Source organism: Asticcacaulis sp. EMRT-3 (genome assembly GCF_030027245.1).
Lineage (GTDB): Bacteria > Pseudomonadota > Alphaproteobacteria > Caulobacterales > Caulobacteraceae > Asticcacaulis.
The window spans coordinates 1,511,918-1,537,500 of record NZ_JASERT010000001.1 but is presented as its reverse complement, the minus strand read 5'-3'; the positions used below and the strand labels follow the sequence as shown (position 1 = coordinate 1,537,500).

Here is a 25,583-nt window from a genome sequence, read left to right as displayed (position 1 = left end):
GAAATAAAGCCGAACAGTCTGGAAAGGCTGACCATAGCGGGTGACAGTCCCGTAGGCATCAAATAGCAAGAGACTCGAGTAGGGCGGGACACGTGCAATCCTGTCTGAACACGGGGGGACCACCCTCCAAGCCTAAGTACTCCTCTACGACCGATAGTGAACAAGTACCGTGAGGGAAAGGTGAAAAGCACCCCGACAAGGGGAGTGAAACAGATCCTGAAATCGGAAGCCTACAAGCAGTCGGAGCCCCCCAGCGGGGTGACGGCGTACCTTTTGTATAATGGGTCAGCGACTTCATGTGCCGAGCAAGCTTAAGCCGATAGGTGTAGGCGTAGCGAAAGCGAGTTTGAATAGAGCGTTAAGTTCGTTGCATGACGACCCGAAACTAGGTGATCTATCCATGAGCAGGATGAAGGTACAGTAACATGTACTGGAGGTCCGAACCCGTGAATGTTGAAAAATTCTGGGATGACTTGTGGATAGGGGTGAAAGGCCAATCAAACCTAGACATAGCTGGTTCTCCGCGAAATCTATTTAGGTAGAGCGTCGGATGTATTCCCTGGGGGGTAGAGCACTGGATGGATGCGGGCGGCGCGAGCTGTACCAATTCTAACCAAACTCCGAATACCCAGGAGAACTGTCCGGCAGACACACGGCGGGTGCTAACGTCCGTCGTGAAGAGGGAAACAACCCTAACCATCATCTAAGGCCCCCAAGTTATGGCTAAGTGGGAAACGATGTGGGATTGCTTTGACAATCAGGAGGTTGGCTTAGAAGCAGCCATCCTTTAAAGAAAGCGTAACAGCTCACTGATCAAGCGATCCTGCGCGGAAAATGTAACGGGGCTCAAGCCATACGCCGAAGATATGGGTTTGCAGTTTACTGCAAGCGGTAGCGGAGCGTTCCGTAAGCCTGAGAAGGTCAACTGTGAGGTTGGCTGGAGGTATCGGAAGTGAGAATGCTGACATGAGTAGCGATAAAGAGTGTGAGAGACACTCTCGCCGAAAGACCAAGGGTTCCTACGTAAAGCTAATCTGCGTAGGGTTAGCCAGCCCCTAAGGCGAGGCCGAAAGGCGTAGTCGATGGGAACCAGGTAAATATTCCTGGGCCAGTGTGAAGTGACGGATGGCATAACTTGTAAGGGCTTATTGGATTGTCCTTGCAGGGGCGTTGTCCCTGGAAATAACTCACACAGAGACTGTACCCGAAACCGACACAGGTGGTCAGGTAGAGTATACCAAGGCGCTTGAGAGAACTATGCTGAAGGAACTCGGCAAATTACACGCGTAACTTCGGGATAAGCGTGACTTGCTCTGGGCAACCAGAAACAAGTGGCACAGGCTAGGGGGTAGCGACTGTTTATCAAAAACACAGGGCTCTGCGAAGCTGTAAAGCGACGTATAGGGTCTGACGCCTGCCCGGTGCCGGAAGGTTAAAAGGAGTGGTGAGAGCTGCGAATTGAAGCCCCGGTAAACGGCGGCCGTAACTATAACGGTCCTAAGGTAGCGAAATTCCTTGTCGGGTAAGTTCCGACCTGCACGAATGGCGTAACGACTTCCCCACTGTCTCCAGCATAGGCTCAGCGAAATTGAATTCCCCGTGAAGATGCGGGGTTCCCGCGGTCAGACGGAAAGACCCTATGAACCTTTACTATAGCTTCGCCTTGGCGTTAGCATCAACATGTGTAGGATAGGTGGGAGGCTATGAAGCGGGGGCGCCAGTTCCCGTGGAGCCATCCTTGAAATACCACCCTTATTGTTGCTGACGTCTAACCGAGGTCCGTTATCCGGATCCGGGACATGGCGTGGTGGGTAGTTTGACTGGGGCGGTCGCCTCCCAAAGTGTAACGGAGGCGCGCGATGGTGGGCTCAGAACGGTCGGAAATCGTTCGACGAGTGCAATGGCATAAGCCCGCCTGACTGCGAGACTGACAAGTCGAGCAGAGACGAAAGTCGGCCATAGTGATCCGGTGGTCCTTCGTGGACGGGCCATCGCTCAACGGATAAAAGGTACTCTAGGGATAACAGGCTGATTTTGCCCAAGAGTCCATATCGACGGCAAAGTTTGGCACCTCGATGTCGGCTCATCTCATCCTGGGGCTGGAGCAGGTCCCAAGGGTATGGCTGTTCGCCATTTAAAGAGGTACGTGAGCTGGGTTCAGAACGTCGTGAGACAGTTTGGTCCCTATCTGCCGTGGGTGTTCGAGACTTGAGAGGATCTGTCCCTAGTACGAGAGGACCGGGATGGACATACCTCTGGTGGACCTGTCGTGGCGCCAGCCGCGCAGCAGGGTAGCTAAGTATGGAATAGATAACCGCTGAAAGCATCTAAGCGGGAAACTAACCTCAAAACAAGGTCTCGCTGAGGATCGTGGTAGACTACCACGTTGATAGGCCGGGTGTGGAAGCAGGGTGACTTGCGAAGCTAACCGGTACTAATAATCCGATAGGCTTGATCGTTCCTCAATAAAACTCATGATAATACTCATCATCAAAGTCCTTCGCGCCGAGAAGCGTTGCTCTAACGCTTCGCTCTTTGAGAGCGGCGCTCAGTGTACTTTGATGATGGGCCATATCGACATCTTTGATCTCGAAGCGGTTCTTCGATCAAAGATGACATGTCGTTCAGCGCGCTCATAGGCGCGCATGTCAGCTTTGTCTTCTCACTTCTTCTCTGTTGACCTGGTGGCTATGCCGGAAGGTCCCCACCCGATCCCATTCCGAACTCGGTCGTTAAGCCTTCCTGGGCCGATGGTACTTCGTCTTAAGGCGCGGGAGAGTAGGTCGTCGCCAGGTCTACAGAGAAGAAGAAAATACCCTTCAATTACATCACAAAAAACCGGGCAGGCTCCCATTGCCCGCCCGGTTTTTTAGTATCTGTATGTGACTTAAACACATGCAAAAACAATCCGGGCTGCGCTCATACGCCCGACATTCTTGGTGACGCGGGGTGGAGCAGCCCGGTAGCTCGTCAGGCTCATAACCTGAAGGTCAGAGGTTCAAATCCTCTCCCCGCAACCAAATCAAAATCGCCGCCCTCTTTGGGCGGCTTTTTTGTGCCGGAAAAACGCCGCATAGGCCCGAATCGCGCCTAATCTGTCTTAAAGGCCCGGTTACGGGGTCGTATGAGGAGAGACGACAATGGCGCAGGCAAAAACAGCCATCATCACGGGCGGCGGCGGTTATCTCGGCACGGCCATGTGCCGCGCGCTGGCCGAAGGCGGCTGGGATATTTTCGTCACCTATCTGGAAAGCGACGCTGAGTGCCGCCATGTCCTCGATGAGGTAACCGCTTTGGGGCGCAAGGCGGTGGCCTTGGCCTGCGATAATGGCCTCAAGGCCGATGTCGATCGCTTCTACCGCGCCTTTCACGATCAGACCGGCCATGCGCCCGATCTGCTGGTCAATAATGTCGGGGTGCAAACCTGGTCGTCTCTGCTCGATCTGGCCGAAGACGACTGGGATCGGGTGATCCGCACCAATCTGAAGGGTTGTTTCCTGCATACCCAGGCGGCGGCGCGGTTGATGGTGGCGGAAAAACGCCCCGGTCGGATCATCAATATCGGTTCGGGCTGCAACCAGACGCCATTTCGCAATCTGGTCGATTACACGGCCTCCAAGGGCGGCATCGAGATGCTGACCAGGGTGGCGGCGGTCGAGCTTGGGCCCTATGGCATTACGGTCAATGGCGTGGCCCCCGGCTCGATCGAGACGGAGCGCACCCGCCGCGAGGCGCCCAACTATGCGCGCGACTGGTCACGCATTACGCCTTTGCGCCGCATCGGTACGCCCGAAGACGTGGCCGACGCGGTCTGTTTTCTGGCAGGACCGGGGGCCGGCTTTATCACCGGCCAGACCCTGCGCGTTGATGGCGGCGTCTTTACTCAGACCAACTGGCCGGAAGAGGGTTATGCTCAGACAGAAACTGTGAGCCCGCCATCGACATAGAGTATCTGGCCATTGATGAAATCGGAAGCGGATGAGGCGAGGAAGATGGCCGCGCCGTGCAGGTCTTCAAGCTTGCCCCAGCGCGCAGCAGGAGTGCGTTTCTTCAGCCAGCCATCAAATTCGGCGTCTTCGTAAAGCGGCCTGTTGAGCGGGGTGGCGAAATAGCCGGGGCCGATGGCGTTGATTTGCAGGCCGTGGCGCGCCCAGTCGGCGCACATGCCGCGGGTCAGGTTTTTCACCGCGCCCTTGGAGGCCGTATAGGGCGCGATGGTCGGACGGGCCAGTTCGGATTGCACGCTGGCGATGTTGATGATCTTGCCATGCCCGCGTTTGATCATGTGGCGCGCCACAGCCTGACCGACGTAGAAGACGCTGTCGAGATTGCTGCGCATGATGTCTTGCCAGTCGTCGAGCGTGAAATCTTCCAGCGGACAGCGGCGCTGAATGCCGGCATTATTGACCAGAATCTCAATGGTTGTTCCGCCATCCTCAAGATCATTGACGGCCTTGGCGACCGCTGCGGGATCGGTGACATCAAACAGGGCGGTCATGACATCGGCCCCGGTTTGGCGCAAAGTTATCGCCGCCGCTTCGAGACGGGCCTCGTCACGGCCATTCAGAATGATGCGCGCGCCCGCGCCCGCCAGGGCCGCAGCGATGGCCTGTCCGATGCCCTGACTGGAGCCGGTGACCAGGGCGGTGCGGCCTGTCAGATCAAAAAGAGACGGTGTCATGGCGGTTTCCTGCTATGGATAAGAGGGGCATCTTCGCGGGCGTTAACGGAATCGGCACGCAATACCTTGACCGCCCTGCTGAGCTGCTATATAGCCCAGCGATCATTTTCGGAACAGGCCCCGTAAAGGCCGTTCGATCCATCGCTTTCGCAAGGGGCTCAGTCCCCGCCGTAACCTCCATAGCGCAGGTTGCGGCTTTTGTGTTTGTCTGGATCGGGCTTTGAAAATTCAAACACATGCCCTTCGGGGTTCACCGAAGCCCTCCGGCCAAACGGCACAGGCTTCAAACTACAGAAGTTGATCTCTCTATGCCCACAATCAACCAGTTGATCCGTAAGCCGCGCCAACCCAAGCCGGTCCGTAACAAGGTTCCGGCCCTGAAGGGCTGCCCGCAGCGCCGCGGCGTCTGCACGCGCGTTTACACCACCACGCCGAAGAAGCCGAACTCGGCTCTGCGTAAGGTCGCCAAGGTGCGCCTGACCTCCGGCATCGAAGCCGTGTGCTATATCCCCGGTGAAGGCCACAATCTTCAGGAACACTCCGTTGTTCTGATCCGTGGCGGCCGCGTCAAGGATTTGCCCGGCGTGCGTTACCACATCCTGCGCGGCGTGCTCGATACGCAAGGCGTCAAGAACCGCAAGCAACGCCGTTCGCACTACGGCGCGAAGCGTCCGAAGTAATCAGCCGCCGCTGTTTCCAGGCAGCGCAGCTTTCGCATCAGACGCCGCGCTCAAGGAGCGAAGCGTTAGCCCAACAAGGAATATCCTATGTCCCGTCGTCACCGCGCAGAGAAGCGTGAAGTTCTGCCCGATCCCAAGTTCGGCGATCTGATTGTCACCAAGTTCATGAACTATGTCATGTACGAAGGCAAAAAGGCCGTCGCTGAAAACATCATCTATGGCGCTTTCGACATCCTCGAAGCCAAGAAGAAGGACGCAACCCCGGTTGAAACCTTCCACGCGGCCCTCGATAATGTGGCCCCGTCCATCGAAGTGCGTTCGCGCCGCGTCGGCGGCGCCACCTATCAGGTGCCGGTCGAGGTTCGTCCCGATCGCCGTCGCGCCCTGGCCATCCGCTGGCTGGTCAATGCCGCGCGCAAGCGTGGTGAAAACACCATGACCGAAAAGCTGGCCGCCGAGCTGCTCGACGCCGCCAACAACCGCGGCACCGCCGTCAAGAAGCGCGAAGACACGCACAAGATGGCCGAAGCCAACCGCGCCTTCTCGCACTACCGCTGGTAAGCGCTGAGGCGGCCGCTCCGGCTGTCGCAAAAATATGGCTTTGCAGGCGCGGGTGGTTTGGTCTAAACCGCCCGCGCCGCATGTCAATAAAACCCCTTATTCGAATTCGACCGAAAGTTTGAGGCTCTCCCATGCCCCGCAGTCACAAGATTGAAGACTACCGCAACTTCGGCATCATGGCCCACATCGATGCCGGCAAGACCACCACGACCGAGCGCATCCTGTATTATACGGGCAAGAGCCACAAGATCGGCGAAGTTCACGATGGCGCGGCCACGATGGACTGGATGGAGCAGGAGCAGGAGCGTGGCATCACGATCACCTCGGCTGCCACCACCACCTTCTGGCAAAACAAGCGCCTGAACATCATCGACACGCCGGGCCACGTTGACTTCACCATCGAAGTTGAGCGCAATCTGCGCGTCCTCGATGGCGCGGTGGCCGTGCTCGACGGCAATGCCGGTGTTGAGCCGCAAACCGAAACCGTCTGGCGTCAGGCTGACAAATATTCCGTGCCGCGCATCGTTTTCGTCAACAAGATGGACAAGATCGGTGCTGACTTTGATAAGTCGGTGCAGTCGATCCGTGATCGTCTCGGTGCCAAGGCCGTGCCGATCCAGTTCCCGATCGGTTCGGAAAACACCCTGTCAGGTCTGGTTGATCTGGTGCGCATGAAGGCCGTTGTCTGGGACAATGACGCCCTGGGCGCCAATTACCGCGACGAGGAAATCCCCGCCGATCTGATGGATAAGGCCGTTGAGGCCCGCCAGTACCTGATCGACAACGCCGTGGAATGCGACGACGAGGCGATGGAAGCCTATCTGGAAGGCAATGAGCCTTCGGAAGCCGTGCTGAAGAAGTGCATCCGTAAGGCCGTGCTCAACGCCACCTTCTATCCGATCCTCTGCGGTTCGGCCTTCAAGAACAAGGGCGTGCAGACCCTGCTCGACGCCGTTGTCGATTACCTGCCGTCGCCGGTCGATGTGCCGCCGACCCACGGTATTGATTACAAGACCGAAGAAGAGGTTGTGCGTATCGCCTCCGATGACGAGCCTCTGTCCATGCTCGCTTTCAAGATCATGGATGACCCGTTCGTCGGCAGCCTGACCTTCTGCCGCCTCTATTCGGGCAAGCTGGAAACCGGTCAGGGCCTGCTCAACACGACGCGCGAAAAGAAAGAGCGCGTTGGCCGCATGTTGCTCATGCACTCCAATGACCGTCAGGACATCAAGGAAGCCTATGCCGGCGACATCGTCGCTCTGGCGGGCCTGAAAGATACCCGCACCGGCGATACCCTGTGTGACCCGGCCAAGTCGCCGGTGATCCTGGAGCGCATGGAATTCCCGGCCCCGGTGATCGAAATCGCCGTCGAGCCGAAGTCGAAGGCCGATCAGGAAAAGCTGGGCGTGGCCCTGGCCAAGCTGGCGTCCGAAGATCCGTCCTTCACCGTCTCCACCGATCACGAGTCGGGCCAGACGATCCTGAAGGGCATGGGCGAACTGCACCTCGACATCAAGATCGACATCCTGAAGCGCACCTACAAGGTGGAAGCCAATATCGGCGCGCCGCAGGTGGCTTACCGCGAATCCATCACGCGCAAGGCCGAAATCGACTACACCCACAAGAAGCAGACCGGTGGCACCGGCCAGTTCGCGCGCATCAAGCTGATCGTCGAGCCGGGCGAGCCGGGTACGGGCTTCGTGTTTGAATCGGCCATCGTCGGCGGCAACGTGCCCAAGGAATATATTCCGGGCGTGGTCAAGGGCTTTGAATCGGCCAAGGAAAACGGTCTGCTGGCCGGCTTCCCGCTGATCGACTTCAAGGTAACCCTGATCGACGGCGCCTACCACGACGTCGACTCCTCGGTTCTCGCCTTCGAAATCGCCGCCCGCGCCGCCTTCAAGGAACTGCGCGAAAAGGCGTCGCCGAAGCTGCTCGAACCGATCATGAAGGTCGAGGTCGTGACCCCCGAAGAATATCTCGGTTCGGTTATCGGCGATCTCAATGGCCGCCGTGGCATGATTCAGGGGCAGGACATGCGCGGCAACGCCATCGTCGTGGACGCCTTCGTGCCGCTGGCCAATATGTTCGGCTATGTGAACACGCTGCGCGGCATGTCGCAAGGCCGCGCCCAGTTCAGCATGGTTTATGACCACTATGAGCCGGTGCCGCAGCACGTCGCCGACGAAGTGATCAAGAAATACGCCTAAGCGCTGCCAAGAAAAACTTGGCCCGTCGCGCATTGTGTGCTACGGGCCGCCCAACCTTAGAAATCAACCCCTAACCGACTGAAGGCCCGCTCACGCGGGGACGAAATATGGCCAAGGAAAAATTCAACCGTAATAAGCCGCACTGCAACATCGGCACGATTGGTCACGTTGACCACGGCAAGACGACTTTGACGGCGGCGATCACGATCACGCTGGCCAAGACCGGCGGCGCGACGGCAAAGAACTATGCCGACATCGACGCGGCGCCCGAAGAAAAGGCACGCGGCATCACGATCAACACGGCGCACGTCGAATATGAAACGGCGAACCGCCACTATGCCCACGTCGATTGCCCGGGCCACGCCGACTATGTGAAGAACATGATCACCGGTGCGGCGCAGATGGACGGCGCGATCCTGGTGGTTTCGGCTGCTGACGGCCCGATGCCGCAAACTAGAGAGCACATTCTGCTGGCCCGTCAGGTCGGCGTTCCGGCTCTGGTCGTGTTCATGAACAAGGTGGACATGGTCGACGACGAAGAACTGCTCGAACTGGTCGAAATGGAAGTGCGCGAGCTGCTGTCTTCCTACCAGTTCCCCGGCGACGACATCCCCATCGTCAAGGGTTCGGCTCTGGCCGCCGTTGAAGACCGCGACCCGGCCATCGGTCAGGACCGCGTTCTGGAACTGATGACCCAGGTTGACGCCTATATCCCGCAGCCGGAGCGTCCGGTGGATCTGCCGTTCCTGATGCCGGTGGAAGACGTGTTCTCGATCTCGGGCCGTGGTACGGTCGTGACCGGTCGCGTTGAGCGCGGCATTGTCAAGGTCGGCGAAGAAGTCGAAATCGTCGGCATCCGTCCGGTGCAAAAGACGACCTGCACGGGCGTTGAAATGTTCCGCAAGCTGCTCGACCAGGGCCAGGCTGGCGATAATGTCGGCGTTCTGCTGCGCGGCACCAAGCGCGAAGACGTTGAGCGCGGCCAGGTTCTCTGCAAGCCCGGCTCGATCACGCCGCACACCAAGTTTGTGGCCGAAGCCTATATCCTGACCAAGGAAGAAGGCGGCCGCCATACGCCGTTCTTCACCAACTACCGGCCGCAATTCTACTTCCGCACCACCGACGTGACGGGCATCATCCGCCTGCGCGAAGGCGTGGAAATGATCATGCCGGGCGATAATGCCGAGCTGGACGTGGAACTGATCACCCCGATCGCCATGGAAGAAAAGCTGCGCTTCGCTATCCGCGAAGGCGGCCGTACCGTCGGCGCCGGTGTTGTGGCCAAGATCGTCGAGTAAGGGGGCAAGGTCGTGGGGTCACAGACCCCACACCCCATAACGCGACAAAGCTAAAACAAACCCCGTCGGTGCAAACCGGCGGGGTTTTTACTGGACTTTAACCCTATCTCAACGTCAATTAACGTTTGGATGAAGGGGAGGGGCTTATGATTGTCGATAATCCGGCACGGCGTACTTACACACACGAAGAGCGCTATGAACGGGCCTGTTTGCGCGCCGCCATGCACATTCGTGGTCTTTGGGAGGAAAAGGGCCGTTCGAATTCGCGGCTTCTGGAAGGCTTATTCTTACCAGACGAATTTACAGTCGTGGGCCGTTCGCTGAACTATTTAGGGACAGGGCGAAGGGAGCACGTCATACCTTGCAAAGTCGTTATTGAAGAATGCCACGAAATGCTTGCGTGTGGCAAAAGTGATGATGAGATTGCCACATTCATTCGTGACCATGTGAAAGTTGTCTTAATCTCTAAGGAAGAGCAGGAGCGACTTGATGGTCGTGAACACGGGCTTCGCCAAATTATGCCGAAGGAATGGGTTTTAGGCGGCGATATTTTTGCACGGTTAAATGCGGCAAATATCAAATGGACTCGAACTGCACCTGAGTAGGATACCGGACCTTCTGTTCTGGTAGATACGCCATCGACAAGATCCATTTACCTGTAAACTTCTCTTCGATTGCCCACCTCAACGACCAGAACGCACAATTCGCCATCCTGAATATCGCAAATAAGGCGATAATCCCCGACGCGGTAACGCCAAAATTTTCCCAGGTTCGGGCCAGTTAAAGCCTTGCCAAGCGATCTTGGGTCGTCTGCGATGGCAATACGGTCGCCCAGAAAAGCGATAATTCGGTTGGCCGTCTGCCTATCGAGTTTCTTTAACTGCTTCCTCGCCGTGTCCGACAGACGCACCGACCACTTAGTCACGATTGATCTCTTCGCGCACTTCATCGAGCGAGAAGGTGGGTTCAAGGCCGCCTTTGACGCGCGCTAAGGTTTGAGAGGCGAGATAATAATCTTCCATGTCATCCAGCCCGCGTTCCACCAGTTCGCGCAGGTAAAAAGCCTTGGTGCGCCCGGTGAGGGCGGACAATTGATTAAGGCGTTCTTCGGTTTGGGCATTGAGTCGGATAGAGGTGGGCATATCGAAAGCCTTTAGTGACTGCATGTATTCAATGTATCACACAATGGCTGTTGTGCATAGGCTATGTGTTGCATCCATCTCTTTATCGCCTTTTGTTTTGACAGGCGTAAAGCCATGTGAACTCATAGGCGCGGGCTGAATGCGGAGTGTCTCATGCGGTGCCTTATCCTCCTTTCGATGGTCTTGATGTGCAGCGGTTGCGCCGGGGCGCATGGCCAGTGGTATGGCGGTGGCGGGGTGGGCGCGCTGCGGGCGGCGCAGCCATGATCCTGATCGGCCAGTATGACTCGCCCTTTGTGCGCCGCGTGGCCATCGCTATGACGCTGTACGGTTTTGCCTTCAAGCATCGGCCCTGGTCCACCTTTGGCGAGGCCGCCAAGATCGCCCGCCATAACCCCCTGAGCCGTGTGCCCACCCTGATCCTCGATGATGGCCGGGTGATCATCGAAAGCGCTTATATACTGGACTGGCTCGATGAGCAGGTGCGCGAAGGCGAGGCGGGCACCAGACCCCTGATCGCCGCATCTGGGCCTGAGCGCCAGAAGGCCCTCTATTATAGTGCGCTTGCGACAGGACTGGCCGACAAGGCGGTGGCGCTCTATTACGAAAAAGTGCTGCATGAGGTGCATTCACCTGTCTGGCTGGAGCGCTGTCAGGGCCAGCTTGCCTCTGTGCTCGACACACTCGAAGCCATCCGCGCCGGGGCGAAAAGCCTGTGGCTGATGGGGGCGGAAATGAACCACGCCGATATAGCGCTGGGCTGCGCGCTGCGTCATGCCTGTGAGGCGCATGGCAAGGCTATCGATGGATCGCGCTGGCCGGCGCTTATGTTCCACAGCGCGCAATGTGAGGAACTGGAGGCGTTCAAGGCGATCCAGCAACCGTTTTGTGGGCCGCAAGCTTAAGCCCGCTTAACCATACCATTTAGCCGTCTGGAAACCGCGTCATGTTACAAGCTTGACATGAACCAGCACAGCGACATCTCCGCCGCGCGTCCGGCACTTCGTATCGATCATCTTCACGCGCAGGATTTGTCGGCCGATGATGCTGTGCACTGGCAGGCGTTTCTGGCCCAGCGCCCGGAACTGGAAGGCCCTTATTTCGACATGCGCTATGTGAAGGCGATTGGGGCCAGCGTGCCGCATGCCTGCGTGGCGCGTTTCCGCCACGGCGACCGGATTGTCGGCTATTTTCCGTATCAGATCCGTTCCGGTGCCTTGCAGCCTTTGGGCGCGCCGCTCAGTGATTATCACGGCATGATCGCCGCACCGGGATTTGACATGCCGTTTGCCGAACTGCTGGCGGCCACGGGGGCGAAGCGGCTCGAGTTTCAGGGCTGGGTAGGGCCGATGTGCGGGGCGGCGAAAAGTCTGTCCCTGCGTCGCCGTCAGGCCGATACGCGCCTGGGCTTTGAGCACTGGTGGCAGACCCGGAATGCCGGTCATCACAAGTTTTTCAAAAATATCGGACGCTGCGAGCGCAATGTCGAAAAAGACTTTGGCGGCTTCGCCTTTAGCTGGGAGTGTGTGACGCCCGATGTGCTTGACTGGGTGATCGATCTCAAGCGCCAGCAATATCGCAAGACGGGTATGCACGATGTTTTTGACTGCGGCTGGACCTACGCCATGCTGTCGGCGCTGGCGACGAGCGACGATCAGGATTTCGGTCTGCGCGCCGGGGTTTTCCGCCATGCGGGGCGAATCGTGGCGGCGGAAATTGCCTTGAGTGATGGCCAGCACGTCCATCTGTGGTTCCCGGCCTATGATCCGGCCTATTACCGCTATTCGCTCGGTATCCTGCTGACCGTGGCCATCATCCGCCATCTGGCACCGCTGGGTGTCAAAAGCTTCGATTTCGGCACGGGGGGCGAGGATTACAAATCGCCCCTGACCACCGAGGCCGGTGAATGTCTCGAAGGCAATCTCAAATATGCGCCGCGCCTGGGATCACAGATGCTCGACATGACGGCGAAGGCCCTACCGATAGGGCGGCCCGAATTCGACAGGACGCGCCTCAGCCTCAAGCGGCGTGTCAACATCATCCGCGCCACCGAAACCGGGCTGAAGGGCTGGGCGCGGGCGCTGAGTGGTCTGATGCGCCGGGCTCTGCTGCGCGTAAAGCCGCATTCGGCAGCCTGATCAGGTCTTCATACTGTAAGACAGGTGAATCCTCGCAGTTCCGGCGGCGTGATCCACTGAATCGCGCGGGCTATCCAGTCTGTCCTCGCAGAAGGCTTATTTTATCCGCCTTTTTCGCAATCAGTCCTTGACGAACCTGAGTCGTTTGGGCATATAGCGCGCTCTGTTAGATCGGCTGTGGCGTTGTCATAAGCGCCAAACGCGGTCTGCAAGCATAAAGCCAGATTTACCGGCGGCCTTTTTTAAAAGGAATTGGTGGATTTGTTCAATGGCCCGCGCGGCGTCAACCGCGAGGGCTTTGTTTTTGCGGATAATGTGTTCGTGCTCACTCCGGTGAGGGCGAAGCCGGTCTTTGAAATGGTTCACGGAACGCGTTAATCGCAACCCTAACAGGAATACGAGCGATATGGATCGTCAGAATATCCGCATCAGGCTCAAGGCCTTCGATCACCGCGTACTGGATCATTCCACCCGCGAGATCGTCAATACGGCCAAGCGCACTGGTGCTACCGTCCGGGGCCCGATCCCCTTGCCGACGCTGATCGAGCGTTTCACCGTCAACCGTTCGCCGCACGTCGATAAGAAGTCGCGCGAGCAGTTTGAAATCCGTACGCACAAGCGCGTGCTTGATATCGTCGATCCGACCCCGCAAACCGTGGACGCGCTGATGAAGCTCGACCTGTCGGCCGGTGTCGATGTCGAGATCAAGATTTAAGGGGCGATCCGATGAGAACTGGTTTGATCGCTAAAAAGCTGGGCATGACCCGCTTCTTCGACTCTACCGGCCAGCATGTGCCGGTGACCGTGCTGTCGCTGGACGGCTGCCAGGTCGTGGCGCAGCGCACCCAAACGCGAGACGGCTATACCGCCCTGCAACTGGGCGCGGGCAAGGCCAAGGCCAAGAATACTTCCAATCCTGAGCGTGTTCGCTTCGCCAAGGCGCAGGTTGAACCCAAGGTCATCCTGACAGAATTCCGCGTTTCCGAAGAGAACCTGATCGAGGTCGGCGCTGAGCTGAGCGCCGATCACTTCCTCGAAGGTCAGCGCGTCGATATTCAGGGCACGACGATCGGTAAGGGTTTTGCCGGCGCCATGAAGCGCTGGAACTTCGGTGGTCTTCGTGCCACCCACGGCGTTTCGGTGTCGCACCGTTCGCATGGTTCGACCGGTAACCGCCAGGATCCGGGCCGCACCTTCCCCGGCAAGAAGATGGCCGGTCATTACGGTGTCGAAACCGTCACGACCATGAGCCTGCAAATCGCCCGCATCGATGCGGAACGCGGTCTGCTCTTCATCCGTGGCGCGGTTCCGGGTGCCGAAGGCTCCTATGTCAAGATCCGCGACGCGGTGAAGCGCCCGGCACCTGCCGGTCTGCAATATCCCGGTGCGATTAAGTCGGCCAAGGCAGCTCCCGCTGCCGCTGAGGAAGCTCCTGCGCAAGAAGGGGCTGAATAATTATGAAACTCGACGTCATTAAGCTCGACGCCTCCAAGGCTGGTTCGGTGGACGTTTCCGATCTCGTATTCGGGATTGAAAACATCCGTGCCGACATCCTGGCCCGCGTCGTCAACTGGCAGTTGGCCAAGCGCCGCGCCGGTACGCACAAGGTGCAGACCCGCAACGAGAATTCTCGTACGGGCAAGAAGATGTACAAGCAAAAGGGCTCCGGCGGCGCTCGTCACGGTTCGCGCCGTGCCCCGCAATTCGTCGGCGGCTCGCGCGCTTTCGGCCCGGTCGTCCGCGACCACGGCTTCGACCTGCAAAAGAAGGTTCGCGCCCTGGGCCTGCGTCATGCTCTGTCGTCCAAGGTGCGCGATGGCTCGCTGATCGTCCTCGATCAGGCCGTTCTCGACGCCCCCAAGACGGCGGCGCTGCGTGCTTCGTTCGAAAAGCTTGGCCTGAAGAATGCCCTGTTCATCACGGGCGCCGAGGTTGACGCCAATTTCGCTATGGCTTCGCGCAACATTCCGAATATCGACGTCCTGCCGACGGCAGGCCTGAATGTCTATGACATTCTGCGCCGCCACACGCTGGTTCTGACGAAGTCGGCGGTTGAGGCGATCGAAGCCCGCTTTGCTGTGGAGGCTTAAGAGTATCATGGCCGCTACCATCCGTAATTTCGACGTTCTTCTGTCGCCGCACATCACTGAAAAGGCCACCCTGCTTTCCGAGCAGAACAAGGTCGTTTTCAAGATCGCGCTCGACGCCTCGAAGGACGAAGTCGCCTCCGCCGTTGAAGCCATCTACAACGTCAAGGTCACCAAGGTGAACACGATTGTCACCAAGGGCAAGACCAAGCGTTTCAAGGGCATCAAGGGCCGTCGCAACGACATGAAAAAAGCTATCGTGACCCTGGCCGAAGGCCAGTCGATCGATATCACAACCGGTCTGTAAGGGAGGATTGAACTCATGGCTTTGAAGCATTTCAACCCGACCTCGCCCGCGCGTCGCCAGCTCGTTCTGGTCGATCGCTCGGAACTGCACAAGGGCAAGCCCGAAAAGTCGCTGGTCGAAGGTCTGACCAAGTCCGGCGGCCGTGGCGCGCAAGGCCGCATCGCTGTCCGTTTTCGTGGCGGCGGCGCCAAGCGCCTCTATCGCATCATCGATTTCAAGCGCCGCAAGTGGGATGTTCCCGCCACCGTCGAGCGTCTGGAATATGATCCGAACCGCTCGGCCTTTATTGCGCTGATCACCTATGCTGACGGCGAAAAGGCCTATATCCTGGCCCCGCAACGCCTGAAGGCCGGTGACAGCATCGTCGCCGCCGACAAGGTGGACGTGAAGCCGGGCAATGCCGCGCCGCTGCGCAGCCTGCCCATCGGCACGATCATCCACAATGTCGAGCTGAAGCCGCAAAAAGGCGGGCAACTGGCCCGTTCGGCCGGTGCCTATGCCCAGCTCGTCGGTCGTGACGCCGGTTACGCTCAGATCCGTCTCGGTTCAGGTGAACTGCGCATGGTGCTCGACACCTGCATGGCAACCGTCGGTGCGGTGTCCAACCAGGACCACATGAACCAGAACTCCGGCAAGGCCGGTCGTTCGCGCCATCAGGGCTTCCGTCCGCACGTTCGCGGCGTCGCCATGAACCCGGTCGATCACCCGCATGGTGGTGGTGAAGGCAAGACCTCTGGCGGCCGTAACCCTGTGACCCCGTGGGGCGTTCCCACCAAGGGCCGCAAGACTCGTACCAACAAGACGACGAACAAGTACATCATTCGTTCGCGTCACGTTAAGAAGGCTCGCTAATCATGGCACGCTCCGTATGGAAAGGCCCGTTCGTGGATGGCCACCTTCTGAAGAAGGCGGACGTCGCGCTCAATTCGGGTCGCAAAGAGGTCATCAAGACCTGGTCGCGCCGCTCAACCATCATGCCGCAATTTGTTGGCCTGACGTTCGGCGTTTATAATGGTCAGAAGCACGTGCCGGTGCTGGTGTCGGAAGACATGGTCGGCATGAAGTTCGGTGAGTTTTCGCCTACGCGCAACTTCCCCGGCCACGCCGCTGACAAGAAGGCGAAGAGGAAGTAATCATGTCGCAAAAGGCTAATCCTCGCCGCGTCAACGCCAATGAAGCCCGCGTTAAGCTGGTTTCGGTGCGTATTTCGCCGCAGAAGCTGAACCTCGTCGCCGCCTCGATCCGCGGCATGAAGGTGCAGCGCGCGCTCAACGAGCTCGAATTCTCGCGCAAGCGTATCGCCAAGGACGTCCGCAAGGCGCTCTATTCGGCGATCTCGAATGCCGAAAACAACCACAATCTCGACATCGACGCGCTTGTCGTTGCCGAAGCCTATGTGGGCAAGGGCCTCGTCATGAAGCGCTTCGCCTCGCGGGCCCGTGGCCGTTCGTCGCGCATCATGAAGCCCTTCTCCGAACTGACCATCGTCGTTCGTGAGCTTGGCGCTGAAACTTCCAACCAAAAAGAGGCTGCATAATGGGTCAGAAAGCCAACCCCATCGGCCTGCGCCTGGGCGTGAACCGTACCTGGGATTCGCGCTGGTTCGCGGCCCGTCAGGAATACGCCAAGCTGCTGCATCAGGACATCAAGATCCGCAAGATGCTGAAGGAAAAGCTGAACGCTGCCGGCGTTTCGCGCATCATCATCGAGCGTCCGCACAAGAAGTGCCGCGTGACGATCTATGCCGCCCGTCCGGGTGTCGTGATCGGCAAGAAGGGCGCTGACATCGACAAGCTGCGCAAGGATGTCGGGCAACTGACCGAAGGCGAAGTGTTCCTCAACCTGGTTGAAGTGCGCAAGCCCGAAGTGGACGCCCAGCTCGTGGCGGAATCGATCGCCCAGCAACTGGAACGCCGTGTGGCTTTCCGCCGCGCCATGAAGCGTTCGATCCAGTCGGCCATGCGTCTCGGTGCCAAGGGCATCCGCATGAACCTGTCGGGTCGTCTCGGCGGTGCGGAAATCGCCCGCATGGAATGGTATCGCGAAGGCCGCGTGCCGTTGCATACCCTGCGTGCCGACATCGATACGGGTTTCGCCGAAGCCCTGACCACCTACGGCATCATCGGTGTCAAGGTGTGGATTTTCAAGGGTGAAGTGCTGGAGCACGATCCGATGGCCCAGGACAAGCGCTGGGCTGCCGAAGCGTCCGGCCCGTCGTCGAATGATCGTCCGGAGCGTTCCGACCGCGGCCCCCGCGGCCCGCGTCGCGACCGTAACCAGAAGGAGGCCTAAACCATGATGCTTCCTAAGCGCACCAAGTACCGCAAGGCGTTCAAGGGTCGTATCCACGGCAACGCCAAGGGCGGCTACACGCTGAACTTCGGTTCCTATGGTCTGAAGACCGTTGAGCCGGAACGCATCACCGCGCGTCAGATCGAAGCCTGCCGTCGTGCCATTACGCGTCAAATGAAGCGTCAGGGCCGCGTCTGGATCCGTATCTTCCCCGATCTCCCCGTCACCGGCAAGCCTGCCGAAGTGCGTATGGGTAAGGGCAAAGGCGCTGTTGACCATTGGGCTGCCCGCGTGGCTCCTGGTCGTATCCTGTTTGAAATCGACGGCGTGCCCGACGATGTAGCGCGTGAAGCGCTGCGTCTTGGTGCCGCCAAGCTGCCGGTGTCCACCCGCGTCGTGACTCGTCTCGATGCCGGCGTTGCCGTAGCGGCGGAGTAAGAGCCATGAGCAAAATCGAAGCCCTGCGGAGTTTAACCTCCGACCAGCTCCACGAAGAGCTCCTGAAGCTCAAGAAGGAGCAGTTCAATCTGCGCTTTCAGAAGGCGACCGGCCAGTTTGAAAAAACGCACCGCGTCAACGAGATTCGCAAGACCATCGCCCGCATCCAGACCTTGCTGACGGCCCAGAAGGCCGCCGCAAAGTCGGCCGCATAAAGGAAGACCAACCATGCCCAAGCGCATTCTCGAAGGTCTGGTCGTTTCCGACAAGGGCGACAAGACTGTGGTTGTGAAGGTGGAACGCACGATTCTGCACCCCGTCCTGAAAAAGACGGTGCGTAAGTCGAAGCGCTACCACGCTCATGACGAACAAAACACCTACAAGGCCGGCGAATCCATTCGTATCATCGAATGCGCGCCGAAGTCGAAACTGAAAACGTGGGAAGTCCTCCCGCGCGAAGCCGCTAACTAAAGGGAAGTTTGAACCATGATTCAGATGCAAACTAACCTGGAAGTGGCCGACAATTCCGGCGCGCGCCGGGTCATGTGCATCAAGGTGCTGGGCGGCTCGAAGCGCCGCTACGCCTCGGTGGGTGACCTGATCGTTGTGTCCGTGAAGGAAGCCATTCCGCGCGGCCGCGTGAAGAAGGGCGACGTCTTACGCGCCATCGTCGTGCGGACGTCGAAGGACATCCAGCGCAAGGACGGCTCGGTGATCCGCTTTGACACCAATGCCGCCGTCATCGTCAACAAGTCGAGCGAGCCGATCGGCACGCGCATCTTCGGGCCGGTTCCGCGCGAGCTTCGCGCCAAGAACCACATGAAGATCATCTCGCTCGCGCCCGAGGTTATCTGAGATGACCTCGATGCTTGCTAATAGGAAGGTCATCTGATGGCTGCCAAGATTAAAAAGGGCGACAATGTTGTCGTCACGACGGGTAAGGACAAGGGCCGCAAGGGCACCGTCCTGAAGGTTCTGCCGGAGGCAGACCGCCTGATCGTCCAGGGCATCAATATTGTCCACCGCCACACCCGTCCGTCTCAGGGCAACCCGAACGGCGGCATCATCAACAAGGAAGCGACCATTCACGTTTCCAACGTTGCGCACGTCGATTCCAACGGTAAGCCGACCCGCGTCGGTTTCCGCGTGGAAGGCGACAAGAAGGTGCGTTACGCCAAGACGTCGGGCGAGGTCATCTAATGGCTGATACGAAGTACACACCCCGCGCCAAGCAGGTCTATCTCGATACGATCCGCGCCGCGATGAAGGAAGAGTTCGGCTATACGAACGAAATGCAGGTGCCCAAGCTCGACAAGATCGTCGTGAACATGGGTATCGGCGAGGCGACAGCCGACTCCAAGAAGGTCAATGCGGCCATCAAGGATCTGGCGGCCATCACCGGTCAGAAGCCTGCGCCCACCAAGGCCCGTCAGTCCATCGCCGGCTTCAAGCTGCGCGAAGGCATGGTGGTTGGTGCCAAGGTGACGCTGCGCAAGGATCGTATGTACGAATTCCTCGACCGCCTGATCACGATCGCCCTGCCGCGCGTGAAGGATTTCCGTGGCCTGAACGGTAAGTCGTTCGACGGTCGCGGCAATTACGCAATGGGTCTGAAGGAGCACATCGTGTTCCCGGAGATCAATTACGACCAGATCGATCAGATGTGGGGCATGGACATCGTTGTCTGCACCACGGCGAAGAGCGATAAGGAAGCCAAGGCTCTCCTGAAGCACTTCCAGTTCCCGTTCACGGCATAAGGGCGGGTAGAGAGATAAAATGGCAAAAAAATCCGCTATCAACCGCAACGAGATGGTCAAGAAGCTGGTGGCGCAATACGCCCCCAAGCGCGAAGCGCTCAAGGCGATCGCCAATGACGAAAGCCTGCCTCTGGAAGAGCGCTTCGCCGCTCGCCTGAAGCTGGCCAAGTTGCCGCGCAATTCGGCGCCGAACCGCATTCGCAATCGCTGCGAACTGACCGGTCGCCCGCGCGCCTATTATCGTAAGTTCCATATGAGCCGGATCGCGCTGCGGAAAATTGGCAATGAAGGCCAAATTCCCGGCCTGACCAAGGCTAGCTGGTAAGAGAGGAGATTACAGATGTTCGTCAATGATCCCCTCAGCGATATGATCGCTCGCATCAAGAACGCGGCCATGCGCAAGCGTTCCAGCCTGCGCACCCCCGCCTCCAAGCTGCGCGCCCATGTGCTCGACGTCCTCAAGGACGAAGGCTACATCCGCAACTACGAAGTGGTGGAAACGCCGGGTGAATTCCCGCAGTTCGAAATCGAACTGAAATATTTCGACGGTCAGCCGGTCATCGCGGAAATCGCCCGCGTGTCCAAGCCGGGCCGCCGTGTCTATTCGTCGATCAAGGACTTAAAGCCGATCAAGAACGGCCTGGGTATCTCGATCCTGTCGACGCCGAAGGGCGTCATGTCTGACAATGCTGCCCGCGAAAATAACGTGGGTGGTGAGGTTCTCTGCCGCGTTTACTAAGGTAAGCACGGCAGGGGCCATTTAAGGCACATAAGGTTTTAAAATGTCTCGGATTGGTAAAAAAGCCATCGCAGTTCCGTCGGGTGTGGTCATCACGCTCAACGGTCAGGACGTTTCGGTCAAGGGCCCCAAGGGGCAGCTCGGCTGGACGGTTGTTGAAGAAATCGAAGTCAAGCAGGAGGGCGCCAATCTGAACGTCTCCCCGCGTGGCGAAACCCAGCGCCACCGCGCCATGTGGGGCCTGTCGCGCACCCTGATCGCCAATATGGTCAAGGGTGTCACCGACGGTTACGAAGTGTCGCTCGAACTGGTCGGCGTCGGTTACCGCGCCGCCCTGCAAGGCACCAAGCTGGAAATGCAGCTCGGTTTCTCGCACCCGGTCGTCATCACGCCGCCGGAAGGCATCACCTTTACGGTGCCGAAGCAAACCGAAGTTCGCATCAGCGGCATCGATAAGCAACTGGTTGGTGAAACCGCTGCTAAGATCCGCAAGATCCGTCCGCCTGAACCCTATAAGGGCAAGGGCGTGAAGTATGCTGGTGAAACCGTCCGTCGCAAGGAAGGCAAGAAGAAGTAAAACCTTCTTGGGAAAAGAATTATGGCTCTGTCTCCTCGTGAACTCATGGCTCGCCGCGCGCAACGTAACCGTTCGCGCCTTCGCAAGCTCTCCAATGGTCGCCCGCGTCTGTCGGTCTTCCGTTCGGACAAGAACATCTACGCCCAGGTCATCGATGATGATTCCGGCGTAACCCTGGCCTCGGCCTCGTCGCTGGAAGGCGGCAAGGGCAAGTCGGGCACCAATCAGGCTGCCGCCACAGAAGTCGGCAAGCTGCTGGCTCAGCGCGCGATTGAAAAAGGCGTCAAGGACGTCGTGTTTGATCGTGGCGGTTACATCTATCACGGTCGGGTGAAGGCGCTGGCGGAAGCTGCCCGCGCCGCCGGCCTCAACTTCTAAGGGAATCGTTCATGGCCCGTCCTAGCGAAAACCGCAATCGTGACCGTAACGAGGAACCTTCTGAGTTCGTCGAAAAGCTGGTCGCTATCAACCGCGTCGCCGCCACCGTCAAGGGTGGTCGCCGCTTCTCGTTCGCAGCACTGATGGTCGTTGGTGACCAGAAGGGCCGCGTCGGCTACGGTCATGGCAAGGCGCGCGAAGTGCCCGAAGCCATCCGCAAGGCCACCGAAGAAGCCAAGAAGTCCCTGGTTCGCGTGCCTTTACGCGAAAGCCGCACCCTGCACCACGACGGCTACGGCCGCTGGGGCGCGGGCAAGATCCAGATGCGCGCGGCCCCTCCGGGCACGGGCGTCATCGCCGGCGGTCCGATGCGCGCTGTTCTCGAAACCCTCGGTGTTTCGGACGTTGTCGCCAAGTCGCTGGGCTCTTCGAACCCCTATAACATGGTGCGCGCCACTTTTGAGGCCCTGAAGGTTCAGTCCTCGCCCCGCCAGATTGCTGCCAAGCGCGGTAAGAAGGTCGGCGATCTGCTGAAGTCACGTGCCGATGGCGCCTCGTCGCCTGAATCTCTGGAGGGCTAAGTCATGGCGAAAGCTCCTAAGGCCGCTGAAAAGGCGACTGTCACCGTCAAGCAGACCGGTTCGCCGATCCGCCGCACCAAGGATCAGCGCGCCACGCTCGCTGGCCTCGGCCTCAACAAGATGGGCCGCGTCTCCACGCTCGAAGATACGCCTTCGGTGCGCGGCATGATCGCCAAGGTCGCCCACTTGCTGGCGATCGTCGAATAGTCGATCTTTCCGGTTATATGGAAATGCCCGAAACTGGAAGGTTTCGGGCATTTCTGCTTTTTATGAGTCGTGTCTGTCTTCAGGCGGGGCTTGTGCAATGAGCATTTCCTCTGTAAAGAGGCCGCTCAAATTTAAAGCCGAGTAGGGCGCGTGAGCGCGCCTTGCGCATGTCAGCCCTGACGCGAAGCGTTAGGGCAAAGCCAAAAAGGAACAGGCAAAATGACCAAGTTGAATGAAATCCGCGATAATGAAGGCGCCACCAAGGGCCGTATGCGTGTTGGCCGCGGCCCCGGTTCGGGCAAGGGCAAGACCGCCGGTCGCGGCGTCAAGGGCCAGAAGTCGCGCAGCGGCGTCAGCCTGCTGGGCTTCGAAGGCGGCCAGATGCCGCTGTATATGCGTATGCCTAAGCGCGGCTTCAACAATCCGTTCGCTCTGAAATTCGCCGAAGTGAATCTGTGGCGTCTGCAAGACGCCATCGACGCTGGCAAGCTCGATGCCAAACAACCGATCGACGCGGCTGCCCTGAAGGCCGCCGGTGTCATCCGCCGCGAACTGGACGGCGTGCGCCTGCTCGGCGAAGGCGAACTGAAGGCCAAGGTTGAGCTGAGCGTCTATTCGGCCAGCGCCTCGGCGGTCAAGGCCGTTGAAGCCGCCGGTGGCAAGCTGACGCAAAAGCGTCCGGTGAAGACCGAAGCGTAATCCCGTTTTCGCAGGCGGTTTTGCCGCCTGCGGATTTGACCTTTTGGTTGATGTGTCCCATATGGTGCGGGCAGGGGTTGCGACGGCAGAGTCGCGCTTCCGTTCCACCGGGCCATCGGCCCGCAGGGATGTCATAATAAGGGCATGAAACGCCCGCGCTTTCGAGGACAGTAATGGCTTCAGCCGCAGAACAACTCGCCGCCAATATGAATTTCGGGGCCTTCGCCAAGGCCACCGACCTGCACAAGCGCCTGCTGTTTACGCTGGGCGCGCTGATCGTGTACCGGCTGGGCACCTATATCCCGCTGCCGGGTATCAATATGGTGGCCTTCGATCATGCCTTCGCCGATCAGTCGAAAGGCATTTTCGGCATGATGAACATGTTCTCCGGCGGTGCTGTGCAGCGTATGGCGGTGTTCGCGCTCAACCTGATGCCCTATATTTCGGCCTCGATCATCATCCAGTTGATGGGCTCAGTCTATGCGCCTTGGGAAAAGTTGCGCAAAGAGGGTGGCGAAGCCGGTCGCAAGCAGCTTAACCAATATACGCGCTATCTGACTGTGATCCTGGGCCTGATCCAGTCGTTTGGTATCGCCGCCGCCATGCAGGCGGGCGGCATGGCCATCAATCCCGGCCCCTTCTTTATTATCACGGCTATGGTGACCCTGACCGGCGGCACCTTGTTTCTGATGTGGCTCGGTGAGCAGGTGACGTCGCGCGGCGTTGGCAATGGCTCGTCGCTGATCATTTTCGCCGGTATCGTGGCCGTGTTGCCGAATACGCTCGGCAATCTGATGTCGATGTCGTCGACCGGCGACATCAATCCGGCGGTGCTCGTGCTGATCCTGGCCGTGCTGATCGGCGCGGTGATCTTCATCGTTTTCATGGAGCGCGCCCAGCGCCGCCTGCTGGTGCAGTATCCGAAGCGCCAGGTCGGCAACAAGATCATGGGCGGCGAATCGTCCTTCATGCCGCTGAAGGTCAATACGGCGGGCGTTATTCCGCCGATCTTTGCCTCTTCCCTGCTGCTGATGCCGACCTCGATCCTGACGTTCGTGGGTAAGAATCCCGACAAGATCCCGACCTGGATGGGCTGGCTGCCCAATCTGACGGCCATGCTCCAGCACGGCCAGCCGGTCTTCATGGCCCTCTATGCGGTCATGATCATCTTCTTCACCTTCCTGTACACCTCGCTCGTGTTCAACCCGGATGAAACTGCCGAAAACCTGCGTAAATACGGCGGCTTTCTGCCCGGCATCCGGCCAGGCAAGCGCACGGCGGAATATCTCGACTATGTGCTGTCGCGCATCACCGTCATCGGCGCGGCCTATATCACCATCGTCTGTCTGCTGCCGGAATTCCTGATTTCCGACCTCGGCAACAGCTTCTATTTCGGCGGCACCTCGATCCTGATCGTCGTTACCGTGACGATGGACACCGTGGCCCAGATTCAGTCACATCTGCTGGCGCACCAGTATGACGGACTGATCAAGAAATCGAAAATGAAAGGCGGCCGCGGTGCCGCCACCCGGGGGGCGCTGCGATGAATATTATTCTGTTTGGCCCGCCGGCGGCGGGCAAGGGCACCCAGGCCAAGCGCCTGGTGGCCGGGCGCGGCATGGTGCAGCTTTCAACCGGTGATATGCTGCGCGCCGCCATTGCGGCGGGCACGGAGCTGGGCCTGAAGGTCAAGGACATACTGGCGCAAGGCGCACTTGTTTCGGACGAGATCGTCATCGACCTGATCAGGGCCAATCTGCCGGCGGCGGAGAAGGCTGGCGGCGCGATTTTCGACGGATTTCCGCGCACCGTGGCCCAGGCCGAGGCGCTCGACAAAATGCTGGCCGAGCGGGGCGCGCGCATCGACAAGGTGGTGCGGCTGAAGGTCGATGAGGCGGCGCTTGTGGCGCGCATCGAAAAGCGCTTCGTCGAAGAAGGCCGTCCCGACGACAATCCTGAATCCTATAAGGTGCGCCTCGCCGCCTATAATGCCCAGACAGCGCCTCTGCTGCCCTATTACGCGGCGCAGGGCAAGTTGTTCGAGGTTGACGGCATGGGGGCGGTGGACGCCATCGCCGAACGTATCGACGAAGCCCTGACCGAAACGGCCTGAGGCTTTGGCAAGACTATTCGCCGTGGGGCTGAAAGGCTTTCACGGCAAGGGTTTCGGCCCTGCTACCACGACGGGCGAGGCGGTATCAAACGCCGAAGCCCCGGACTATCGTTAAGAAAGCGTGACCAAAGCGATTTGGCCTTGCTTTTTTTGAAACTTAGCCATTGACGGGAGCTAAAACCCTTCTATAAGGGGCAGCTTCCGCGAAATCACGCGTATGGGCCTCCAGCCGATCGGATTCGGTGTGACTGGAGTCGTATACGTGTCATCTTTCGTTTTAAGAGATGCGCTCTGAAGTGGCGCGTTGCAGGAGACTACCGTGGCCCGTATTGCAGGCGTCAACATCCCGACCAATAAGCGCGTGATCATCGCGCTCCAGTATATTCACGGCATCGGCGCGAAACACGCCGAAGAAATCGTTCAGAAAGTCGGCATCGAAGACGCACGCCGCGTCAATCAACTGACCGACGCTGAAGTCTTGCAGATCCGCGAAACCATCGACCGCGACTATACGGTTGAGGGCGATCTGCGCCGCGAAGTTTCGATGAACATCAAGCGCCTGATGGATCTGGCCTGCTATCGCGGCCTGCGTCACCGTAAGGGCCTGCCCGTTCGCGGCCAGCGCACACACACCAATGCCCGCACCCGCAAGGGCCCGGCCAAGCCGATCGCCGGCAAGAAGAAGTAAGGATAGGCAC

The 25,583-nt window shown here is 58.9% G+C and carries 35 protein-coding genes, 1 tRNA gene and 2 rRNA genes (1 of these 38 cut by a window edge); 35 read left to right on the top strand and 3 right to left on the bottom strand.

Annotation, left to right across the window (positions count from 1 at the left end; genetic code table 11):
- From QB905_RS07425 to QB905_RS07410, 4 genes are all read left to right on the top strand, one after another.
- Positions 1-2,459: ribosomal RNA gene (locus QB905_RS07425) — 23S ribosomal RNA — on the top strand; it begins 421 nt to the left of the window's first position.
- Between the two features lie 221 nt (positions 2,460-2,680).
- A 5S ribosomal RNA gene (rrf, locus tag QB905_RS07420) occupies positions 2,681-2,795 on the top strand.
- 148 nt (positions 2,796-2,943) lie between these two features.
- A tRNA-Met gene (locus tag QB905_RS07415) sits at positions 2,944-3,020 on the top strand.
- Between the two features lie 120 nt (positions 3,021-3,140).
- Complete coding sequence (locus tag QB905_RS07410) at positions 3,141-3,947, top strand: SDR family NAD(P)-dependent oxidoreductase (protein WP_282974050.1); 807 nt, start codon at positions 3,141-3,143, stop codon at positions 3,945-3,947.
- Here the strand turns inward: QB905_RS07410 and QB905_RS07405 are convergent.
- A complete protein-coding gene (locus QB905_RS07405) occupies positions 3,914-4,681 on the bottom strand; it encodes an SDR family oxidoreductase (protein WP_282974048.1) in 768 nt (255 codons plus the stop codon). The genes QB905_RS07410 and QB905_RS07405 overlap by 34 nt on opposite strands.
- A gap of 308 nt (positions 4,682-4,989) precedes the next feature.
- On the opposite strand from QB905_RS07405, the gene rpsL reads away from it, so the two are divergent.
- From rpsL to QB905_RS07380, 5 genes are all read left to right on the top strand, one after another.
- Entirely contained in the window at positions 4,990-5,361 is a 372-nt protein-coding gene (gene rpsL, locus QB905_RS07400) for a 30S ribosomal protein S12 (RefSeq protein WP_282974046.1), read from the top strand.
- 87 nt (positions 5,362-5,448) lie between these two features.
- Complete coding sequence (gene rpsG, locus QB905_RS07395; protein WP_282974044.1) at positions 5,449-5,922, top strand: 30S ribosomal protein S7; 474 nt, start codon at positions 5,449-5,451, stop codon at positions 5,920-5,922.
- A 131-nt stretch (positions 5,923-6,053) separates the two neighbouring features.
- Positions 6,054-8,132, top strand: a complete 2,079-nt coding sequence (gene fusA / locus QB905_RS07390) for an elongation factor G (RefSeq protein ID WP_282974043.1) — start codon at positions 6,054-6,056, stop codon at positions 8,130-8,132.
- Between the two features lie 107 nt (positions 8,133-8,239).
- Positions 8,240-9,430, top strand: a complete 1,191-nt coding sequence (tuf, locus tag QB905_RS07385) for an elongation factor Tu (protein ID WP_282973376.1) — start codon at positions 8,240-8,242, stop codon at positions 9,428-9,430.
- Between the two features lie 146 nt (positions 9,431-9,576).
- Complete coding sequence (locus QB905_RS07380; RefSeq protein WP_282974041.1) at positions 9,577-10,035, top strand: hypothetical protein; 459 nt, start codon at positions 9,577-9,579, stop codon at positions 10,033-10,035.
- A gap of 47 nt (positions 10,036-10,082) precedes the next feature.
- On the opposite strand, the gene QB905_RS07375 is transcribed toward QB905_RS07380, so the two are convergent.
- Entirely contained in the window at positions 10,083-10,355 is a 273-nt protein-coding gene (locus tag QB905_RS07375; protein ID WP_282974039.1) for a type II toxin-antitoxin system RelE family toxin, read from the bottom strand.
- Positions 10,348-10,572 (bottom strand): type II toxin-antitoxin system RelB family antitoxin, encoded by a 225-nt coding sequence (gene relB / locus QB905_RS07370; RefSeq protein ID WP_282974037.1) that lies wholly within the window; start codon positions 10,570-10,572, stop codon positions 10,348-10,350. The genes QB905_RS07375 and relB overlap by 8 nt, the downstream gene beginning before the upstream one ends.
- 158 nt (positions 10,573-10,730) lie before the next feature.
- On the opposite strand from relB, the gene QB905_RS07365 reads away from it, so the two are divergent.
- The 26 genes from QB905_RS07365 (at position 10,731) to rpsM (ending at position 25,573) form a co-directional block, all read left to right on the top strand.
- Positions 10,731-11,477 (top strand): glutathione S-transferase family protein, encoded by a 747-nt coding sequence (locus QB905_RS07365; RefSeq protein WP_282974036.1) that lies wholly within the window; start codon positions 10,731-10,733, stop codon positions 11,475-11,477.
- A 57-nt stretch (positions 11,478-11,534) separates the two neighbouring features.
- Positions 11,535-12,710, top strand: a complete 1,176-nt coding sequence (locus tag QB905_RS07360; protein ID WP_282974035.1) for a GNAT family N-acetyltransferase — start codon at positions 11,535-11,537, stop codon at positions 12,708-12,710.
- A gap of 406 nt (positions 12,711-13,116) precedes the next feature.
- On the top strand, positions 13,117-13,425 hold the full coding sequence (rpsJ, locus tag QB905_RS07355; RefSeq protein ID WP_006273890.1) for a 30S ribosomal protein S10: 309 nt from the start codon (positions 13,117-13,119) through the stop codon (positions 13,423-13,425).
- An 11-nt stretch (positions 13,426-13,436) separates the two neighbouring features.
- On the top strand, positions 13,437-14,165 hold the full coding sequence (gene rplC, locus QB905_RS07350; protein ID WP_282974031.1) for a 50S ribosomal protein L3: 729 nt from the start codon (positions 13,437-13,439) through the stop codon (positions 14,163-14,165).
- 2 nt (positions 14,166-14,167) lie between these two features.
- Complete coding sequence (gene rplD / locus QB905_RS07345) at positions 14,168-14,800, top strand: 50S ribosomal protein L4 (RefSeq protein WP_282974030.1); 633 nt, start codon at positions 14,168-14,170, stop codon at positions 14,798-14,800.
- Between the two features lie 7 nt (positions 14,801-14,807).
- Positions 14,808-15,104 carry a 50S ribosomal protein L23 gene (locus QB905_RS07340; protein ID WP_282974029.1) on the top strand — a complete coding sequence of 99 codons (297 nt, stop codon included), beginning with the start codon at positions 14,808-14,810 and terminating at the stop codon, positions 15,102-15,104.
- Positions 15,105-15,119: 15 nt separating this feature from the next.
- Positions 15,120-15,956 carry a 50S ribosomal protein L2 gene (rplB, locus tag QB905_RS07335; protein WP_282974027.1) on the top strand — a complete coding sequence of 279 codons (837 nt, stop codon included), beginning with the start codon at positions 15,120-15,122 and terminating at the stop codon, positions 15,954-15,956.
- 2 nt (positions 15,957-15,958) lie between these two features.
- Positions 15,959-16,237 (top strand): 30S ribosomal protein S19, encoded by a 279-nt coding sequence (gene rpsS, locus QB905_RS07330; RefSeq protein ID WP_282974025.1) that lies wholly within the window; start codon positions 15,959-15,961, stop codon positions 16,235-16,237.
- A gap of 2 nt (positions 16,238-16,239) precedes the next feature.
- On the top strand, positions 16,240-16,641 hold the full coding sequence (rplV, locus tag QB905_RS07325) for a 50S ribosomal protein L22 (protein WP_282974023.1): 402 nt from the start codon (positions 16,240-16,242) through the stop codon (positions 16,639-16,641).
- Positions 16,641-17,396, top strand: coding sequence for a 30S ribosomal protein S3 (gene rpsC, locus QB905_RS07320; RefSeq protein ID WP_282974020.1), 756 nt, complete (start codon positions 16,641-16,643; stop codon positions 17,394-17,396). The genes rplV and rpsC overlap by 1 nt, the downstream gene beginning before the upstream one ends.
- A gap of 3 nt (positions 17,397-17,399) precedes the next feature.
- Complete coding sequence (gene rplP, locus QB905_RS07315; protein WP_282974019.1) at positions 17,400-17,834, top strand: 50S ribosomal protein L16; 435 nt, start codon at positions 17,400-17,402, stop codon at positions 17,832-17,834.
- Positions 17,835-17,839: 5 nt separating this feature from the next.
- A complete protein-coding gene (gene rpmC, locus QB905_RS07310) occupies positions 17,840-18,049 on the top strand; it encodes a 50S ribosomal protein L29 (RefSeq protein WP_282974017.1) in 210 nt (69 codons plus the stop codon).
- 13 nt (positions 18,050-18,062) lie between these two features.
- The gene (rpsQ, locus tag QB905_RS07305; protein ID WP_282974016.1) at positions 18,063-18,305 is read left to right on the top strand and encodes a 30S ribosomal protein S17; all 243 of its coding nucleotides are present in this window, start codon (positions 18,063-18,065) and stop codon (positions 18,303-18,305) included.
- Between the two features lie 15 nt (positions 18,306-18,320).
- Positions 18,321-18,689 carry a 50S ribosomal protein L14 gene (gene rplN / locus QB905_RS07300; RefSeq protein WP_006273901.1) on the top strand — a complete coding sequence of 123 codons (369 nt, stop codon included), beginning with the start codon at positions 18,321-18,323 and terminating at the stop codon, positions 18,687-18,689.
- 36 nt (positions 18,690-18,725) lie between these two features.
- Positions 18,726-19,034: a 50S ribosomal protein L24 gene (gene rplX, locus QB905_RS07295; protein WP_282974013.1), complete on the top strand. Its 309-nt coding sequence runs from the start codon at positions 18,726-18,728 to the stop codon at positions 19,032-19,034.
- Positions 19,034-19,591 carry a 50S ribosomal protein L5 gene (gene rplE, locus QB905_RS07290; protein ID WP_282974012.1) on the top strand — a complete coding sequence of 186 codons (558 nt, stop codon included), beginning with the start codon at positions 19,034-19,036 and terminating at the stop codon, positions 19,589-19,591. Before rplX ends, rplE begins: the two co-directional genes overlap by 1 nt.
- A 19-nt stretch (positions 19,592-19,610) precedes the next feature.
- Positions 19,611-19,916 carry a 30S ribosomal protein S14 gene (gene rpsN / locus QB905_RS07285; RefSeq protein WP_282974010.1) on the top strand — a complete coding sequence of 102 codons (306 nt, stop codon included), beginning with the start codon at positions 19,611-19,613 and terminating at the stop codon, positions 19,914-19,916.
- A 15-nt stretch (positions 19,917-19,931) separates the two neighbouring features.
- Positions 19,932-20,330, top strand: coding sequence for a 30S ribosomal protein S8 (gene rpsH / locus QB905_RS07280; protein ID WP_282974008.1), 399 nt, complete (start codon positions 19,932-19,934; stop codon positions 20,328-20,330).
- A gap of 43 nt (positions 20,331-20,373) precedes the next feature.
- On the top strand, positions 20,374-20,907 hold the full coding sequence (gene rplF / locus QB905_RS07275; RefSeq protein WP_282974007.1) for a 50S ribosomal protein L6: 534 nt from the start codon (positions 20,374-20,376) through the stop codon (positions 20,905-20,907).
- Positions 20,908-20,928: 21 nt separating this feature from the next.
- Positions 20,929-21,285 carry a 50S ribosomal protein L18 gene (rplR, locus tag QB905_RS07270; protein WP_282974005.1) on the top strand — a complete coding sequence of 119 codons (357 nt, stop codon included), beginning with the start codon at positions 20,929-20,931 and terminating at the stop codon, positions 21,283-21,285.
- Between the two features lie 11 nt (positions 21,286-21,296).
- A complete protein-coding gene (gene rpsE, locus QB905_RS07265; protein WP_282974004.1) occupies positions 21,297-21,866 on the top strand; it encodes a 30S ribosomal protein S5 in 570 nt (189 codons plus the stop codon).
- Positions 21,867-21,869: 3 nt separating this feature from the next.
- Positions 21,870-22,073 carry a 50S ribosomal protein L30 gene (gene rpmD, locus QB905_RS07260; RefSeq protein ID WP_282974002.1) on the top strand — a complete coding sequence of 68 codons (204 nt, stop codon included), beginning with the start codon at positions 21,870-21,872 and terminating at the stop codon, positions 22,071-22,073.
- A gap of 219 nt (positions 22,074-22,292) precedes the next feature.
- Entirely contained in the window at positions 22,293-22,772 is a 480-nt protein-coding gene (gene rplO / locus QB905_RS07255; RefSeq protein WP_282974000.1) for a 50S ribosomal protein L15, read from the top strand.
- A gap of 173 nt (positions 22,773-22,945) precedes the next feature.
- Positions 22,946-24,319, top strand: a complete 1,374-nt coding sequence (secY, locus tag QB905_RS07250; protein ID WP_282973998.1) for a preprotein translocase subunit SecY — start codon at positions 22,946-22,948, stop codon at positions 24,317-24,319.
- Complete coding sequence (locus tag QB905_RS07245) at positions 24,316-24,885, top strand: adenylate kinase (protein WP_282973996.1); 570 nt, start codon at positions 24,316-24,318, stop codon at positions 24,883-24,885. The genes secY and QB905_RS07245 overlap by 4 nt, the downstream gene beginning before the upstream one ends.
- A 319-nt stretch (positions 24,886-25,204) precedes the next feature.
- Positions 25,205-25,573, top strand: coding sequence for a 30S ribosomal protein S13 (gene rpsM / locus QB905_RS07240; RefSeq protein WP_282973994.1), 369 nt, complete (start codon positions 25,205-25,207; stop codon positions 25,571-25,573).
- Positions 25,574-25,583: the final 10 nt, after the last annotated feature.

What these genes read in the sequence shown, in the direction of transcription:
- QB905_RS07405 (WP_282974048.1), bottom strand. Translation starts at nt 4,681, where the DNA reads ATGACACCGTCTCTTTTTGATCTGACAGGCCGCACCGCCCTGGTCACC.
- QB905_RS07380 (WP_282974041.1), top strand. Translation starts at nt 9,577, where the DNA reads ATGATTGTCGATAATCCGGCACGGCGTACTTACACACACGAAGAGCGC.
- rplO (WP_282974000.1), top strand. Translation starts at nt 22,293, where the DNA reads ATGACCAAGTTGAATGAAATCCGCGATAATGAAGGCGCCACCAAGGGC.
- tuf (WP_282973376.1), top strand. Translation starts at nt 8,240, where the DNA reads ATGGCCAAGGAAAAATTCAACCGTAATAAGCCGCACTGCAACATCGGC.
- rplF (WP_282974007.1), top strand. Translation starts at nt 20,374, where the DNA reads ATGTCTCGGATTGGTAAAAAAGCCATCGCAGTTCCGTCGGGTGTGGTC.
- QB905_RS07360 (WP_282974035.1), top strand. Translation starts at nt 11,535, where the DNA reads ATGAACCAGCACAGCGACATCTCCGCCGCGCGTCCGGCACTTCGTATC.
- rplB (WP_282974027.1), top strand. Translation starts at nt 15,120, where the DNA reads ATGGCTTTGAAGCATTTCAACCCGACCTCGCCCGCGCGTCGCCAGCTC.
- rpsL (WP_282974046.1), top strand. Translation starts at nt 4,990, where the DNA reads ATGCCCACAATCAACCAGTTGATCCGTAAGCCGCGCCAACCCAAGCCG.
- rpsJ (WP_006273890.1), top strand. Translation starts at nt 13,117, where the DNA reads ATGGATCGTCAGAATATCCGCATCAGGCTCAAGGCCTTCGATCACCGC.
- fusA (WP_282974043.1), top strand. Translation starts at nt 6,054, where the DNA reads ATGCCCCGCAGTCACAAGATTGAAGACTACCGCAACTTCGGCATCATG.
- rplE (WP_282974012.1), top strand. Translation starts at nt 19,034, where the DNA reads ATGGCTGATACGAAGTACACACCCCGCGCCAAGCAGGTCTATCTCGAT.
- rplD (WP_282974030.1), top strand. Translation starts at nt 14,168, where the DNA reads ATGAAACTCGACGTCATTAAGCTCGACGCCTCCAAGGCTGGTTCGGTG.
- rpmD (WP_282974002.1), top strand. Translation starts at nt 21,870, where the DNA reads ATGGCGAAAGCTCCTAAGGCCGCTGAAAAGGCGACTGTCACCGTCAAG.
- rpsS (WP_282974025.1), top strand. Translation starts at nt 15,959, where the DNA reads ATGGCACGCTCCGTATGGAAAGGCCCGTTCGTGGATGGCCACCTTCTG.
- rpsH (WP_282974008.1), top strand. Translation starts at nt 19,932, where the DNA reads ATGTTCGTCAATGATCCCCTCAGCGATATGATCGCTCGCATCAAGAAC.
- rplR (WP_282974005.1), top strand. Translation starts at nt 20,929, where the DNA reads ATGGCTCTGTCTCCTCGTGAACTCATGGCTCGCCGCGCGCAACGTAAC.
- rplV (WP_282974023.1), top strand. Translation starts at nt 16,240, where the DNA reads ATGTCGCAAAAGGCTAATCCTCGCCGCGTCAACGCCAATGAAGCCCGC.
- rplC (WP_282974031.1), top strand. Translation starts at nt 13,437, where the DNA reads ATGAGAACTGGTTTGATCGCTAAAAAGCTGGGCATGACCCGCTTCTTC.
- rpsE (WP_282974004.1), top strand. Translation starts at nt 21,297, where the DNA reads ATGGCCCGTCCTAGCGAAAACCGCAATCGTGACCGTAACGAGGAACCT.
- rplN (WP_006273901.1), top strand. Translation starts at nt 18,321, where the DNA reads ATGATTCAGATGCAAACTAACCTGGAAGTGGCCGACAATTCCGGCGCG.
- QB905_RS07340 (WP_282974029.1), top strand. Translation starts at nt 14,808, where the DNA reads ATGGCCGCTACCATCCGTAATTTCGACGTTCTTCTGTCGCCGCACATC.
- QB905_RS07410 (WP_282974050.1), top strand. Translation starts at nt 3,141, where the DNA reads ATGGCGCAGGCAAAAACAGCCATCATCACGGGCGGCGGCGGTTATCTC.
- secY (WP_282973998.1), top strand. Translation starts at nt 22,946, where the DNA reads ATGGCTTCAGCCGCAGAACAACTCGCCGCCAATATGAATTTCGGGGCC.
- rplP (WP_282974019.1), top strand. Translation starts at nt 17,400, where the DNA reads ATGATGCTTCCTAAGCGCACCAAGTACCGCAAGGCGTTCAAGGGTCGT.
- relB (WP_282974037.1), bottom strand. Translation starts at nt 10,572, where the DNA reads ATGCCCACCTCTATCCGACTCAATGCCCAAACCGAAGAACGCCTTAAT.
- rplX (WP_282974013.1), top strand. Translation starts at nt 18,726, where the DNA reads ATGGCTGCCAAGATTAAAAAGGGCGACAATGTTGTCGTCACGACGGGT.
- rpmC (WP_282974017.1), top strand. Translation starts at nt 17,840, where the DNA reads ATGAGCAAAATCGAAGCCCTGCGGAGTTTAACCTCCGACCAGCTCCAC.
- rpsG (WP_282974044.1), top strand. Translation starts at nt 5,449, where the DNA reads ATGTCCCGTCGTCACCGCGCAGAGAAGCGTGAAGTTCTGCCCGATCCC.
- rpsN (WP_282974010.1), top strand. Translation starts at nt 19,611, where the DNA reads ATGGCAAAAAAATCCGCTATCAACCGCAACGAGATGGTCAAGAAGCTG.
- rpsC (WP_282974020.1), top strand. Translation starts at nt 16,641, where the DNA reads ATGGGTCAGAAAGCCAACCCCATCGGCCTGCGCCTGGGCGTGAACCGT.
- QB905_RS07245 (WP_282973996.1), top strand. Translation starts at nt 24,316, where the DNA reads ATGAATATTATTCTGTTTGGCCCGCCGGCGGCGGGCAAGGGCACCCAG.
- rpsQ (WP_282974016.1), top strand. Translation starts at nt 18,063, where the DNA reads ATGCCCAAGCGCATTCTCGAAGGTCTGGTCGTTTCCGACAAGGGCGAC.